This window comes from Rhodoferax potami (assembly GCF_032193805.1).
GTDB lineage: Bacteria > Pseudomonadota > Gammaproteobacteria > Burkholderiales > Burkholderiaceae_C > Allorhodoferax > Allorhodoferax potami_A.
Window position 1 is genome coordinate 2,677,697 of record NZ_JAVBIK010000001.1, and the last position, 14,545, is coordinate 2,692,241.

At 54.4% G+C, this 14,545-nt stretch carries 15 protein-coding genes; 12 read left to right on the forward strand and 3 right to left on the reverse strand.

The window, feature by feature from the left end; genetic code table 11:
• Positions 1–7: 7 nt before the first annotated feature.
• Complete coding sequence (locus RAE19_RS12870; protein WP_313875263.1) at positions 8–604, forward strand: sulfite oxidase heme-binding subunit YedZ; 597 nt, start codon at positions 8–10, stop codon at positions 602–604.
• A gap of 3 nt (positions 605–607) precedes the next feature.
• On the opposite strand, the gene lysA is transcribed toward RAE19_RS12870, so the two are convergent.
• Both lysA and lptM read right to left on the reverse strand, forming a co-directional pair.
• Entirely contained in the window at positions 608–1,888 is a 1,281-nt protein-coding gene (gene lysA, locus RAE19_RS12875) for a diaminopimelate decarboxylase (RefSeq protein WP_313875264.1), read from the reverse strand.
• Entirely contained in the window at positions 1,885–2,067 is a 183-nt protein-coding gene (lptM, locus tag RAE19_RS19455) for an LPS translocon maturation chaperone LptM (protein ID WP_430962536.1), read from the reverse strand. The genes lysA and lptM overlap by 4 nt, the downstream gene beginning before the upstream one ends.
• 12 nt (positions 2,068–2,079) lie before the next feature.
• Here lptM and cyaY point away from each other — a divergent pair, with 12 nt between their 5' ends.
• Positions 2,080–2,412, forward strand: a complete 333-nt coding sequence (cyaY, locus tag RAE19_RS12880; RefSeq protein ID WP_313875265.1) for an iron donor protein CyaY — start codon at positions 2,080–2,082, stop codon at positions 2,410–2,412.
• On the opposite strand, the gene RAE19_RS12885 is transcribed toward cyaY, so the two are convergent.
• Complete coding sequence (locus RAE19_RS12885) at positions 2,409–4,769, reverse strand: penicillin-binding protein 1A (RefSeq protein ID WP_313875266.1); 2,361 nt, start codon at positions 4,767–4,769, stop codon at positions 2,409–2,411. The genes cyaY and RAE19_RS12885 overlap by 4 nt on opposite strands.
• A 275-nt stretch (positions 4,770–5,044) precedes the next feature.
• On the opposite strand from RAE19_RS12885, the gene RAE19_RS12890 reads away from it, so the two are divergent.
• Genes RAE19_RS12890 through RAE19_RS12935 form a run of 10 tightly spaced genes read left to right on the forward strand, consistent with a single transcriptional unit; the run spans position 5,045 to position 14,520 of the window.
• Positions 5,045–6,124: a pilus assembly protein PilM gene (locus RAE19_RS12890; RefSeq protein ID WP_313875267.1), complete on the forward strand. Its 1,080-nt coding sequence runs from the start codon at positions 5,045–5,047 to the stop codon at positions 6,122–6,124.
• Positions 6,121–6,771 carry a PilN domain-containing protein gene (locus RAE19_RS12895; RefSeq protein ID WP_313875268.1) on the forward strand — a complete coding sequence of 217 codons (651 nt, stop codon included), beginning with the start codon at positions 6,121–6,123 and terminating at the stop codon, positions 6,769–6,771. The genes RAE19_RS12890 and RAE19_RS12895 overlap by 4 nt, the downstream gene beginning before the upstream one ends.
• A gap of 11 nt (positions 6,772–6,782) precedes the next feature.
• Complete coding sequence (locus RAE19_RS12900; RefSeq protein WP_313875269.1) at positions 6,783–7,448, forward strand: type 4a pilus biogenesis protein PilO; 666 nt, start codon at positions 6,783–6,785, stop codon at positions 7,446–7,448.
• Positions 7,445–7,987, forward strand: coding sequence for a pilus assembly protein PilP (locus RAE19_RS12905; protein WP_313875270.1), 543 nt, complete (start codon positions 7,445–7,447; stop codon positions 7,985–7,987). Before RAE19_RS12900 ends, RAE19_RS12905 begins: the two co-directional genes overlap by 4 nt.
• Before the next feature lie 29 nt (positions 7,988–8,016).
• Positions 8,017–10,074, forward strand: a complete 2,058-nt coding sequence (gene pilQ / locus RAE19_RS12910) for a type IV pilus secretin PilQ (protein ID WP_313875271.1) — start codon at positions 8,017–8,019, stop codon at positions 10,072–10,074.
• A 26-nt stretch (positions 10,075–10,100) separates the two neighbouring features.
• Positions 10,101–10,628 (forward strand): shikimate kinase, encoded by a 528-nt coding sequence (locus RAE19_RS12915; RefSeq protein WP_313875272.1) that lies wholly within the window; start codon positions 10,101–10,103, stop codon positions 10,626–10,628.
• A gap of 46 nt (positions 10,629–10,674) precedes the next feature.
• The gene (gene aroB, locus RAE19_RS12920; protein ID WP_313875273.1) at positions 10,675–11,781 is read left to right on the forward strand and encodes a 3-dehydroquinate synthase; all 1,107 of its coding nucleotides are present in this window, start codon (positions 10,675–10,677) and stop codon (positions 11,779–11,781) included.
• A 57-nt stretch (positions 11,782–11,838) separates the two neighbouring features.
• Entirely contained in the window at positions 11,839–13,011 is a 1,173-nt protein-coding gene (locus RAE19_RS12925) for a deoxyguanosinetriphosphate triphosphohydrolase (protein WP_313875274.1), read from the forward strand.
• Positions 13,004–13,609: a DUF1415 domain-containing protein gene (locus tag RAE19_RS12930; protein WP_313875275.1), complete on the forward strand. Its 606-nt coding sequence runs from the start codon at positions 13,004–13,006 to the stop codon at positions 13,607–13,609. Before RAE19_RS12925 ends, RAE19_RS12930 begins: the two co-directional genes overlap by 8 nt.
• Complete coding sequence (locus RAE19_RS12935; protein WP_313875276.1) at positions 13,606–14,520, forward strand: class I SAM-dependent methyltransferase; 915 nt, start codon at positions 13,606–13,608, stop codon at positions 14,518–14,520. Before RAE19_RS12930 ends, RAE19_RS12935 begins: the two co-directional genes overlap by 4 nt.
• Positions 14,521–14,545: the final 25 nt, after the last annotated feature.

Below are 14,545 nucleotides of genomic sequence, written 5' to 3' on the forward strand. Positions count from 1 at the left end.
GATTCTTATGAACAAGTGGCTGCTGCATCGACTGGCCAAGCCATGCCTGTTGATTGTGTTGTGTCTTCCGCTAATTCATCTGGTGTTCTCTGCCTTTGCGGATCGCTTGGGGGCTAATCCTGCAGAGGCCCTGATACGGTCAACTGGCGATTGGACTTTGCGCTTGCTGTGCTTGACATTGGTCATCAGCCCTTTGCGGGAGATCAGCAAGTGGTCTGGCTTGGCACGATTCCGCCGCATGGTAGGGGTGTCCACCTTTTTTTACGGATTGCTGCATCTGCTCTCATACAGCTGGCTCGATATGGGCTTGGATGTGCCGGACATAGCCGCGGACTTTGTGAAGCGCCCCTTCATTCTGGTGGGCTTTGCGGCCATGTTGCTACTTAGCGCGTTGGCGGCTACCTCCTTTAACGTCGTGATCAAGGCTATGGGTGTCAAGCGGTGGCAAATGCTCCACCGTTCTGTGTACGCGATTGCCGTGCTCGCTATCTTGCATTTCTTCTGGATGCGCTCAGGCAAAAACGATTTCACCGAGGTTGGCGTTTACGCAGCCATCCTCGGAATTCTGTTGGGCTGGAGAGTCCGCAGGTATCTGCGGAAATAAGCCCTAAAGAAGCTTTTCGCCCCGAATCTGATCAGCAAACTCATCGCGCTGGCGAATGAGGTGGCTGTTTGTGCCATCTACCAAGATCTCTGCCGCTTTAGAGCGGGAGTTGTAATTGCTCGACATGCTCATGCAGTAGGCGCCGGCAGACAATACGGCCAACCGATCGCCCGCTTTGACCGCTAGTGCGCGGTCGTGTCCAATCCAGTCACCGCTCTCGCAAACTGGGCCAACAACATCAAAAACTTCAGTCGATGGTTGAGCTGGTGAATACTGAAGAGGGACGATCGTGTGAAAGGCTTGGTACATGGCCGGCCGGGGAAGGTCGTTCATCGCAGCGTCAACGATGCAGAAATTTTTCTGTTCACCTGGCTTCATGTACAAAACCTCGGTAACGCAGACTCCTGCGTTACCGACCAACGAACGCCCGGGCTCAATCATGAGCTGGCGCTGACCGAATCCTCGCGCATCCAGCTTGACCAGCAATTTGTGCCACAGAGCGTCTGCAGCGGGTGGTGTGTCACCGTTGTAGTTGATGCCCAAACCACCGCCAAAGTCGATGTGATGAATAGGTATGCCCGCTGCTTCGATGGACTCGACCAAGTCCAACATCCGGTCCATGGCGTCAAGGTACGGCGTTTCTTCAGTGATTTGAGATCCAATGTGGCAGTCTATGCCCACGACTTTCAATCCAGGCAAAGCAGCTGCACGTTGGTAAGTCATGAGCGTGCGCTCGTGTGCGATGCCGAATTTATTGCCTTTGAGTCCGGTCGAAATGTAGGGGTGCGTTTTGGGGTCTACATTCGGATTCACCCGGATGCTGATGGGCGCCTGCAAATTCAAACCGAGGGCGACTTCATTCAAGACATCGATTTCTGCCTCGCTTTCCACGTTGAAGCAGCCGATTCCGGCCTTGAGCGCTACGGCCATTTCTGTACGAGTTTTCCCGACACCAGAAAAAATGACTTTGTCCGCTTGCGCGCCTGCCGCAAGCACTCGTGCGAGCTCGCCGCCAGAGACGATGTCAAAACCACATCCGGCTTTGGCAAACAGTTGCAGGATGGCCAGCGAGGAGTTTGCTTTCATAGCGTAGCAAACGCGTGCATTACGGCCCGCAAAACCACGCTGATAAGCGGCCAGAGCGTCCAGCATGGAGGCTTTGGAATAGACAAACAAAGGTGTTCCGTGGAGCGAAGCCAATTCGCCTAAGTCGCATCCCTCAACCTGTAGTTGGTCTTGCTGGTAATGAACGTGGGGGTGTCCGGGGAGTTGGGGTGCGCTCATGGGGTAGAAATGTTGGGGCTGGCAATAGCAGCAGGTGCGGAGGGAGGAGCTTTGACACCTGCAGGAGGTACCGGGCGCTTAGGCAAATATAGCGCTCCGGTCTGGCCACAAGCGGTGAGTAACACACAAAGGCAAAGCGGGCTTAGGGTGCTGACTAGAATTCGGGTTCTATTGAACATGCGTAAATTGTAATGACCGACCCTGAATTCATGAGCCTTGCCGAATCTTTGTTGACGTCCATCGAACTCGCTTGTGACCGGATCAATGATGAGTCGGATGCCGATGTCGACAACCAAAGAGTGGGTAGCATGATCACTCTGACCTTTGCAAACCGCTCTCAGATCATCGTGAATCTTCAAAAACCACTCCACGAGGTTTGGCTCGCTGCGAAGTCAGGTGGGTATCACTACCGTTGGCATGAAGGTGCTTGGCAAGACACAAAGGGGGCCGGAGAGTTCTTTGCTGCACTCAGCGCGAACGCCAGCGCACAGGCCGGCTTTCCATTGACCTTCAGTGCTGCTTAGTTCTTAAAAAGATCCAAGATTTTTTGCTTCTCGTCAGCCGCAGTGCCATTTTCGTTTGCGCCCTCTGCTTTGTCGGCTAGGCCGAGATTACTGACGCCGGCGCCAGGGGTGAACTCTTCATAAAACCACTCGTTGCCTAGCCGTACGACCCCCTCTGGTGCTGTTGGTTCGCTTACGGGAATGCCTTTGAGTGCCGTCTCCATGAAGCTGATCCACACCGGCAGGCTGAGTCCTCCACCGGTCTCACGATCACCAAGTTTGCGGGGCGTGTCGTAGCCAATCCATGTCACTGCAGTGATGGTAGGTTGGTAGCCTGCAAACCAAGCATCCATTGAGTCATTGGTTGTACCTGTTTTGCCGTAAAGGTCCGGGCGTTTCAGCGTCGCTTGCGCGCGAGCGGCCGTGCCGGAGCGAGTGATCTCCTGAAGCAGGCTGCTCATCATGAACGCATTGCGCTCGTCGATAGCCCGTTCGGTGTTTTCAAGTGCGGGTGGCTTAGTCTCCACAAGTACTTTGCCCCTTTGTTCGCTGACCTTGGAAATAATCCACGGGTTGACGCGATAGCCTCCGTTTGCAAACACGGAGTAGGCGCTCGCCATTTGCAGCGGTGTTACCGCGCCTGCGCCCAGTGCCATCGTCAGGTAAGCGGGGTGTTTTTCGGCTTCAAAGCCGAAGCGAGTCACCCATTCCTGCGCGTATGGGGCGCCAATCGAGTTCAAGACCCGTATTGAAATCATATTTTTTGATTTGGCCAGACCCTTACGAAGGGTCATCGGTCCCTCAAAGGTGCCGTCGTAGTTCTTCGGCTCCCAAGGCTGCCCTCCCGTAACGCCGGCATCGAAAAACAACGGCGCGTCGTTCACCACGGTCGCTGGACCGAAGCCTTTTTCCAGGGCGGCTGAATAGATGAAGGGCTTGAAGCTTGAGCCGGGTTGGCGCCACGCCTGTGTTACGTGATTGAATTTGTTTTTTGCAAAGTCAAAGCCGCCTACGAGGGCCCGGATAGATCCGTCGCGCGGGTCCATGGCGACAAATGCGCCCTCGACTTCCGGCAGTTGGGTGACCTCCCACCCACCTTTGCCTGTTTTGGCCACCCGGATGACTGCGCCCTTTCGAAGCTTGATATTGGGTGGAGCCTTGTCTGACAGTCCGGATTGGGCAGGCTTCAAGCCGTCGCCGCTGATCTCTACCACCTCACCATTCTGGCGCTGGGCTTTGATTCGTTTGCTATCCGCTTGGAGAACGATGGCTGCCATGACATCTCCATTGTCCGGATGGTCGTCTAGCGCTTCGTCGATGGCGTCTTCCAGTTCCTGGCCTTTGGCGGGGAGCTCGACGAACTTTTCCGGTCCGCGATAAAACTGCCTGCGTTCGAAATCCATGATGCCGCGCCTAAGAGCGCGATATGCCGCGATCTGCTGGTCAGATTTGATCGTGGTGAACACGTTGAGGCCGCGCGTATATGTTTCGTCGCCGTACTGGCTGTACATCAATTGCCGCACCATTTCAGAAATGTATTCCGCATGGATCGGGTTGGCGTTGGGTCCCGTCTTGATGACCAACTGTTCAGCGTGTGCGGCTTCGGCTTCTTGCTCGGTAATGAATCCGTTTTCCAGCATGCGATCAATGATGTACCCCTGCCGCACTTTTGCACGCTTGGGGTTGCTGATCGGGTTGTAGGCGGAAGGCGCTTTTGGAAGGCCAGCCAACATCGCGGCTTCAGCGACCGAGACATCCTTCAAAGGCTTACCAAAGTAGATTTCTGAGGCAGCGGCGAAACCATACGCGCGGTTGCCCAAGAAAATCTGGTTCATATAGATTTCCAAGATCTGATCCTTGGAGAGCATGTGTTCCAGCTTGAAAGTGAGCAAAATTTCATAAATTTTGCGAGTGAACGTTTTCTCAGAAGTCAGGTAGACATTCCGCGCCACTTGCATGGTGATGGTCGAAGCACCTTGGCTTTTGGCTCGGCCGACATTTGCCAAACCGGCACGAATGACCCCGACATAGTCCACGCCGCCATGCTGGTAAAAACGCGCGTCTTCCACCGCAAGAATGGCGTTTGTCATGACCTTGGGTATTTCTCGAATAGGGGTGAGCTTTCGGCGCTCCTCCCCGAACTCCCCGATCAAATCACCGTCAGCAGAAAAGATCCGCAGCGGGAGCTTTGGGCGATAGTCAGCGATGTCGCTGATATCTGGCAAATTCGGATAAGCCAATGCAAGAGCCAATGCGACCAGGGTCAAAACCGAAAGAATGGCGGCAGCACTCAAGCCGGCTATCCAAGCCAGCGCGACCCATAACCAATGTGTTTGTTTTGAGGGGGAGTGCTTTGCAGTATCGGAGGATGTGGGCATGTAGGCGATCTGATGTTCATGCGATTATAAAAACGAGCGGCCCTATGCAGCTGACTGCGTTGATGGCGTTCTTAACGGACCTTTTGAAACGTCTTTTTAATGGGCTGCCAAAGCGCAAATAGGCTTTTCAAGCCACCTTCAGGCGTCGGGTTTTGACAACGTTATAAATTGTCAGAAAGTGAAAAATCCTTTGCCGCTCAATACCCTTGCTGATAGCATTGAAGTGATTTGTTAAGTCTGATCGACGCGTCGTCGTTCTGTTTCAGGGGACCATTTTGATATCAATAGGGGCGTTGTTTAGCCGTCAGCCAGCTCCAATGCTCGGGCTGGATATCAGCTCTTCGAGCGTGAAGCTGGTAGAGCTCGGCCGCGATAAGGCCGGTAATTTGGTGTTGGAGCGCTGTGCTATCGAGCCCTTGGAGCGAGGCTGGTTTGTTGACGGGAATGTTGAAAAGTTTGACGAAGTGGCTGAAGCTGTACGCAAACTGGTCAAGAAAAGCGGCACTAAAACCAAAAGCGTTGCGATGGCGCTTCCTCCCTCTGCAGTGATTACAAAAAAAATCATTTTGCAGGGCGGCATGTCGGACTTGGAGCTCGAGCAACAAGTAGAGGCCGAGGCCAACCAATACATTCCGTTTCCCTTGGATGAAGTAAGTTTGGACTTTTGCGTTGTCGGTCCCAGTGCTTCCAGTGTGGGGGATATAGAGGTGTTGATTGCAGCCTCCCGACGTGAGAAGGTGCAGGATATTCAAGGCTTGGCGGAAGCGGCTGGATTGACACCAGTAATTGTGGATGTGGAGTCCTATGCTGCTCGCTTGGCTGCCGGGCGGCTGATCGAGAATCTGCCCGGGCAAGGTGCAGGTTTGATCGTCGCGCTTTTTGAGATTGGCGCCATGACCACAAGTATGCAAGTCATGCGCGATGAAGAGGTTTTGTACGACCGTGATCAAGCGTTTGGCGGCGCGCAGCTAACCCAGCTCATTGTTCGCCAATATGGGTTCTCTCAAGAGGAGGCCGAGAGCAAGAAACGCAGCGGTGAGCTACCCGATGATTACGAGGCCACCGTACTTAAGCCGTTTATAGACACCATGGTGCAAGAGTTGGGTCGTGCCCTGCAGTTCTTTTTTACAAGTACGCCACACAACCGCGTGGATTACATCATGCTGGCAGGTGGTTCTGCTGCACTTCCTGCATTGACTAATGCAGTCACTCAGCACACATCTTTCCCTTGTAGCCTTCTTAATCCGTTTGATGGCATGGAGATTGGAGAAGGGGTTCGCTTGAAGCGAATGACGCGTGAAGCGCCTTCGTACCTGACCTCTTGTGGTCTTGCGTTGCGGAGGTTCTCCCAGTGATATTGATCAACCTTTTACCGCACCGAGAGGCGGCCCGAAAAAAGCGCAAAGACGTTTTCAACTTGGCACTTGCTGCCGCAGCTTTACTCGGTGGATTGATTGCCGGAACTGTTTATCTGTCGTATGAGGCTGCTATCTCTCAGCAGCAGAGCAACAACTTTGTGCTGGAAACAGAGATCAAAAAGCTCGAGGGCCAGATTAAAGACATCGCCGGACTGGAGACAGAGATTGCTGCTTTGCGCGCTCGGCAGCAGGCCGTTGAAGACTTGCAGTCTGATCGCAACTTGCCAGTGCATTTGCTTTCTGAACTAGTTCTCCAGTTGCCTGACGGTGTTTTTATTAACAAGATGGTTCAGCAGGACCAGCAAGTATTGATCACCGGAGTAGCGCAATCCAACGAGCGTGTATCGGAGTTACTGCGTAACTTGGCCAACAATACGCCTTGGTTTAGCAAGCCGGAATTGATTGAAATCAGCGCTGGATCAACAGCAATCTCACCGAAGGAGCAGCGTCGGACTTTTAACTTCAATGTAAAGGTCAAGCTAATGCGTGCTAGCGAGGCTGAGCAACTAGCCGCAAAACAGGCCGAGACGTCTGCCTCCAGTGCGAGCGCTTCCGCTGCAGTGGCCTCCGCCCCCAAGCTTTGATGTGAGCACACATGGCTAAAAATTTGAATCTTTCGATAAATTTTGCAGACTTACAAGAAAAGCTGACGTCGCAATTTCGTGATTTGGATCCAAAGGATCCATCGCTTTGGCCTTCCATTCCTCGATGTTTTTTGTTGATTGCAGTGGCCTCCTTCGTGGTGGGTCTCCTTTGGTTCGCTTGGTTGTCTGGATCTCAAGAGACCCTGCAAGCAGAGCAAGATAAAGAGATCGTGCTGCGCGAAGACTACAAAAAGAAGTTGACCAAGGCCGTGAATCTTGATGTGCTCCGGAAGCAGCGCGAGCAAGTTCAGCAATATGTGACACAACTTGAAAAGCAATTGCCAAGCAAGGCGGAAATGGATGCTTTGCTATCTGACATCAATCAAGCCGGCTTGGGTCGGAGTCTGCAGTTTGAACTTTTCAGGCCAGGACAGATTGCGGTTAAGGAATACTACGCAGAGTTACCCATAACGATCAAAGTTACTGGCAAATACCATGACATCGGGAGTTTCGCCTCTGACATAGCCAATCTGTCACGCATTGTGACGTTGAATAATTTATCGCTTTCCCCCCGTCCGGATGGTTCCTTGACCCTTGACGCTACAGCTAAGACTTTCAGGTATCTCGACCCAGATGAGGTCCTGGCACAGCGTGCTGCGACGGGAGCAAAGAAATGAAAGTTTTGCGAATTGCCGCCGTCGGAGCGCTTGGCTTGCTATTAGGTGCATGCGGCCCCAGTGGAGAGGATGATCTTCGAAATTGGATTGTCGAGGAACGCAATCAAACGCGACCTAAAGTGGCTCCGATTCCTGCTCCCAAGCAGTTCGTTCCAGAAAAATACGCCGATACCTCTGCCACAGAGCCCTTCAGCAGTGTGAAGTTGACACAGGCACTAAAGCGGGAGTCTTCTCAGGCGGTAACCAATGGAGCTTTGGTTGCACCTGAACTTGCGAGACGGAAAGAACCATTGGAGTCCTTTCCATTGGATACGATGTCGCTGGTCGGCAATCTGTCGAAATCAGGCCAGCCTGTGGCCTTGGTCCGTGTGGATAACCTGCTGTATCAGGTGCGGTCTGGGAACTATTTGGGGCAGAACTACGGGAAAGTCACCAAAATCACGGAAACCCAAGTCACCTTGCGTGAAATCGTTCAAGACGCTGCGGGCGAGTGGATTGAGCGTGTCGCAACACTTGAGTTGCAAGAGAGGGCGAGATGAGATGTCCGAACGATTTACTTGGAATGCGCATGTTTAAAAAAATTGCTTTTACCCTGTCTCTGTTGGTCGGACAGTTTGCGTTCGCGCAAGGAGCTATCGAGTCCGTGTCGGGGTCTCTGCAGGGCGGGAACGAGGTCGTCCGCATTGATTTGAGCGAGGCGCTTACCGCGTTGCCTACAGGCTTTGCTATTCAGTCGCCAGCGCGCATTGCGCTCGATTTTCCTGGTGTTGCAAATGCCATGGGGCGATCAACGGTCGAGATCAATCAAGGCAACTTGCGTTCCGTCAGCGTGGTTCAGGCGGGTGAACGTACTCGTGTGGTGCTCAACCTGAAACAAGCCGCCGCTTACAAGGCTGAAATTCTGGGGAAGTCTTTGATTGTTTCTTTGGGTGCTGCAGAGGTGGCCAATACGAAACCTGTCAGTGCTTTCGCTGAACCGATCGCGCGAGTGGCGGCACCGCTAAAAGACGTGGATTTCCGCCGAGGCGCTGATGGTGCGGGTCGTGTGATCGTGACCTTGCCCAATAGCCAAGTGGGAGTGGACATCCGTCAACAAGGGCAAGGACTGGTTGTTGAGTTCATGAAGTCCAGTCTGCCAGAAGGCTTGCGTCGCAAGTTGGATGTGGCCGATTTCGGAACGCCAGTGAAATCCGTAACCACTACGCAATCTGGGGACCGTGTGCGGATGGTGATCGAGCCCCAAGGGCAGTGGGAGCATAGTGCGTATCAAAGTGACGAGCAATTTGTGGTTGAGGTCAAAGAGATCAAGGTCGACCCCAAAAAGTTGACGCAAGGCCCCGGCTACAACGGACAAAAGCTGTCGCTGAACTTCCAAAGTATCGAAGTGCGTTCGCTGTTGCAAGTGATAGCCGACTTCACCAACTTCAACATCGTGACCTCTGATTCGGTAGCCGGCTCAGTCACGCTCCGTTTGCAAGATGTCCCTTGGGATCAGGCTCTGGACATCATCCTTCAGGCGAAGGGTTTGGGCATGCGCAAGACCGGAAATGTCTTGTGGGTTGCTCCGAAAGACGAAATCGCGGCCAAAGAAAAGCTCGATCTTGAGACTGTAGTGGCTGTGCAGAACTTGGAGCCCTTGCGCACCCAAGCTTTTCAGATCAACTACGGCAAAGCATCTGACATCGCAGCGGGCTTGATCGCCTCAAGTTCCGGTGTCGGGCAAGGCGTGACCGCGACGCGGATACTTTCCTCCCGCGGCAGCGTGATCTCTGAGAATCGCACTAACCAGTTGTTTGTGACAGATATTCCCAGCAAGTTGGAACAAGTGCAGCAACTGATCTCTAAGATTGACATTGCTGTGCGCCAAGTATTGATTGAAGCGCGGATTGTGGAGGCCTCCGATTCTTTCGGTAAGTCCTTGGGCGTGAAGCTCGGTGGCGGTGGGTCTGCTGGTGCTTCCGGCGACAAACCTGGCATCTCGCTGGGCTCAAGTTATGTGGCTGGCGCCGCAGCCACTACGTCGGGCAATTTTGTGAACTTGCCCTCGACAGGTGCACTGGGCAGCAACTCGCCGGGCCAGTTTGCTGTCTCTATTTTTGGTGCAGGTGCCGATCGTTTCTTGAACTTGGAAATCTCTGCGCTGGAGGCTGAAGGCAAGGGCAAAGTGGTGTCCAGCCCTAGGGTTGTAACGGCTGATCAGATCCGAGCGTTGATTGAGCAGGGTACGGAACTGCCGTACCAGGTAGCGTCATCGAGCGGTGCTACATCCATTGCGTTTCGTAAAGCTAACCTGAAACTCGAAGTGCTTCCGCAGATTACGCCTGAGGGCAACATTATCTTGACCTTGGACGTGACCAAAGACACCGTAGGTCAATCCACGCCTGCCGGCTTCGCGATTGACACCAAGCATGTTCAAACCCAAGTCTTGGTAGAAAACGGCGGTACGGTGGTGATTGGTGGTATTTTCACTGAGAGCTCGACGGACACAGAAACGAAGGTTCCCTTCTTTGGCGATCTGCCGGGCTTGGGAGTCCTCTTCCGCAATAAGGCCAAAGAGATCCAAAAAAGAGAGATGCTCGTGTTTATCACACCGAAAGTCATAGCTGACAAAGTGGTGGGACGTTGATCCCAGCATGGTGAGGTAGCTACGAATTGAGCATTAGTCTTGTCGGTCTTCCCGGCTCTGGGAAGACCACTGTCGGGCGGCAACTGGCGCGACGTCTGCGCCTTCCTTTCGTTGACTCAGACCACGCCATTGAGAGCCGTATCGGTTGCTCTATCCGTGAATTCTTCGATCGTGAAGGGGAGGAGCGCTTCCGCGATATCGAAGAGGATGTCCTGGATGAGCTGTCAAAAAATGCAAACTCCGTCTTGTCGACCGGTGGCGGTGCTGTGTTGCGCGCTAACAATCGTGGCAATTTGCATGCGCGTGGCAAGGTCGTGTATCTGAAGTCCACCCCAGAGGAGTTGTTTCGGCGGCTGCGCCACGACGTGAGCAGGCCTTTGTTGCAAGTGTCTGATCCTCTGGCGCGCATGCGCGAGTTGTTTGCGATTCGTGATCCTTTGTACCGAGAAACGGCCCATTTCGTCTTAGAGACCGGTCGCCCCTCGGTAGCAACCTTGGTCAATATGATCGTCATGCAGTTAGAGCTCTCTGGCGCCATTCCCTCGGTCGACTAAGCCGGTCTTTGTGCCCCATCACGGGTAGGCCCTAAACTATCGGGCTATGACTACGCAAGTGCTTCACACGGTTCACATTTCGCTTGAAGAGCGAAGCTACCCCATTCATATCGGCCACGATCTTTTGGCCGGTGAGTCCGTCTTCTCCGGCTTACCCAGTGCGCACACGGCACTGATTGTGAGTAACACGACGGTAGCGCCGTTGTATGTTGCCAAATTAAAGGCCGGGCTAGCACCGCATTACGCACGTGTTTTGACCTTGGAGCTCCCCGATGGTGAGGCCCATAAGCACTGGGAAACGTTGAATCTAATTTTCGACGTTCTGCTGGCGAACACAGCCGACCGAAAGACGACGCTGTTTGCATTGGGGGGCGGTGTGGTGGGAGACATGACGGGGTTCGCAGCAGCAAGTTATATGCGTGGTGTGCCCTTCGTGCAGGTGCCTACAACTTTGCTTGCTCAGGTGGATTCATCGGTGGGTGGCAAAACGGGCATCAACCATCCACTCGGCAAAAACATGGTGGGTGCTTTTTATCAGCCACAGATGGTGCTGTGTGACCTAGCGACCTTGGGCACATTGCCCCCTCGTGAGGTGAGCGCCGGTCTGGCCGAGGTCATCAAATACGGGCCCATCGCCGACATGGAGTTTTTCGATTGGATCGAAGCCAACATCGAGAAATTAGTCAGTCTGGACAGCGTCACACTGGCGCATGCGGTGAAGCGGAGTTGTGAAATCAAGGCTTGGGTCGTGGGCCAAGACGAGCGTGAGTCCGGGCTTCGCGCCATCTTGAACTTCGGCCACACCTTTGGCCACGCCATCGAGGCAGGCTTGGGGTATGGGGAGTGGTTGCACGGTGAGGCTGTCGGATGCGGAATGGTTATGGCGGCAACCTTGTCAGAGCGGCTGGGCTTGGTAGATGCGGCATTTGTCGCTCGACTGACGCGCTTGATCGCGGCCGCTGGGCTGCCCGTCAAAGCGCCGCTACTCCATGCCGCAGACAATGCCGGCGCCTATCTTGATTTGATGCGGCATGACAAGAAATCAGAAGCCGGTGAAATCCGGTTTGTAGTCATCGATGGCCCGGGGCGTGCAGCGCTTCGCAGTGCACCTGATGCGCTTGTGCGCGAAGTGATAGACGCCTGCAATTTGTGATTGCTATAAAAATAGTAGCTGCTCGCGCATATAAAAAAAGGGTGACGGCGTAATTTTATGGATCAGCTTCAGCCCTACGCCTGTTTGCCTGAGACCAGCAGGGGGCGACGCTTTCCTGAAGAGGCGGCGCCGACCCGGACCCCGTTTCAAAGGGATCGGGATCGGATTGTTCATTCCACCGCTTTTCGGCGATTGGTTTACAAGACACAGGTGTTCATCAACCACGAAGGCGACCTCTTTCGCACCCGCCTCACGCATTCGCTGGAGGTTGCGCAGCTGGGGCGATCGATGGCGCGGACCCTCGGCCTGAACGAAGACGTGGTCGAAACCATCGCCTTGGCCCATGATCTAGGGCACACCCCTTTCGGTCATGCGGGGCAAGATGCCCTTCATGAGTGCATGGCCGAATACGGTGGTTTTGAACATAACCTGCAAAGTCTGCGGGTCGTGGACCACCTGGAGGCGCGGTATCCCCAGTTTGATGGCCTCAATTTATGCTTTGAGTCTCGCGAAGGCATCTTGAAGCACTGCTCCCGTACGAATGCCCACGCGCTGGAGCAGGCCGAGGTCGACTTTCCTGCTGCAGCTGCCGGTGTCGCCCGCAGATTCCTGGATGGCGGGCAACCGAGTCTCGAGGCTCAGCTCTGCAACCTGGCCGATGAAATCGCCTACAACTGTCACGACATTGACGATGGTGTCCGATCCGGTCTGCTGCTGATGGAGCAAATGTTGGAGGTGCCCCTGTTTTCGCGCTATGCCCGGCAAGCCCTCACACAACATGCGCAACTGGCGCAGCCTCCACAGCAGCGGCGTTGGCTGTACGAGTCCATCCGCTTGATGTTGAGCGACATGGTCTACGACGTACTGAAAACCACCCAAGCGCAATTGGCAGAAAGCCAACCGGCAAGTGTGGTGGAAGTGCGTGCTACAAAGCCTTTGGTGTTGTTCAGCCCCGGCATGCGGGCGGAAACCCGCGAGCTGAAGAAATTTCTCTTTGACCACCTCTACCGCCACGACCAGGTGATGGACACGATGAACAGGGCCAAGCAGGTGGTTAGGGATCTTTTTGATGCTTATCTGGAGACGCCGGCTGAAATGCGCCAAGACAGCGAGCCTGCGGGCGACATTACGCTTCAGCGGCGGGTGAGTGACCATATTGCAGGTATGACCGACCGTTTCGCCTTGCGTGAGCACGCCCGCTTGACCGGAAAGACCTTGTTTCATGTCTGACCTCCCTCGCCTTGCCCCGCAAACAGACGATGTGGTGATCGCTCGCACCAGGCAGTGGCTGGAGCGCGCGGTCATCGGGCTCAATCTGTGCCCGTTTGCAAAGGCTGTTTACGTCAAGAACCAAGTGCACTATGTGGTGTGCCGGGAAGCCGCGCCGGCTGATGTGTTGGAGGTCTTGCAGACGGAGTTGCTCGACTTGCAAGCCAGTCCTGCCGAGACCAGAGATACCACGCTCCTGATATTGCCTGACGCACTGTCAGAGTTTTTGGCGTTCAATGACTTTTTGTACCCCGCCGATAAACTGCTGCGCAAGCTCAAGCTCAGCGGCGATTTACAGATCGCCAGTTTTCACCCGGATTTTCAGTTTGCCGATGCAGAGCCCGACGACATTGGCAACTTCACCAATCGCGCGCCTTATCCGATATTGCACCTGCTGCGCGAGGCCAGCATCGACAAAGCTGTTGAGGCTTTTCCCGACGCGGTGCAGATCTATGCCCGCAATATTGCCGCCCTCGAGGCGCTTGGCGCAGAGGGGTGGGCGGCGCTCGATGTGGCGGCTTACCCTGCTGCGGGCCCCCATCCCCAAGAAACTAAATGAAAAAAAACAAGATATCCTCCGGTCAAAGTGGTGCGCCAGCGTTGCCCGAGGGGCAGATCCCAGAAATCCGCCCCGGGCAATCGGTGGAGCTACTCAAAGAGCTTCACATCCTGACCCGTGACGGCAAGCTAAACCAAGATTCCCGTCGCAAACTCAAGCAGGTCTATCACCTCTACCAGTTCATCGAAAAGTTGATGAATGAGCTGCCGCAAGCCTCCGGCGGAAGCTTCACCCTCGCGGATCACGGTGCCGGTAAGTCGTATCTGGGCTTCATTCTTTACGACCTGTACTTCAAGCACCTCCCGCAGAGCCACCTGTATGGGATCGAAACCCGGGCCGAACTGGTCGATAAATCACGGGTTTTGGCTGACAAGCTGGGCTTTGACCGCATGAGCTTTTTGAACGTCAGCGTGGAGGCGGCGACACAGCTTGAAGAGTTACCCAAAACCTTTGACGTGGTCACCGCCCTGCACGCCTGCGACACCGCCACGGACGATGCGATTGCGTTCGGGTTGGAAAAGCGGGTGAAAGCGTTCGTGTTGGTGCCATGCTGCCAAGCAGAGTTGGCCCGCCATTTGAGCCAAAGCAAGGCGCTCAGCCTGACGCGCACACCCCTGGCCGAACTATGGCGCCACCCGTTGCACACCCGTGAAATGGGCAGCCAGCTCACGAATGTGTTGCGCTGCTTGTATTTGGAAGCCCATGGCTACCAAGTGACCGTCACAGAGCTGGTGGGTTGGGAGCACAGCATGAAAAACGAGTTGATTCTGGCGCGCTACACCGGCCAAAAGAAGCGGCAAGCGGCAGAGCGTTTGAAGTCCATTTTGCAAGAATTCGGTCTTCTGGCCCTGCTTAACACACGGTTTACATTGCCCATGGACAATCAGCCTGACAACGGATCCGGGGCCTGAGGCGTTAGCTGGTCTTGAGAGACAT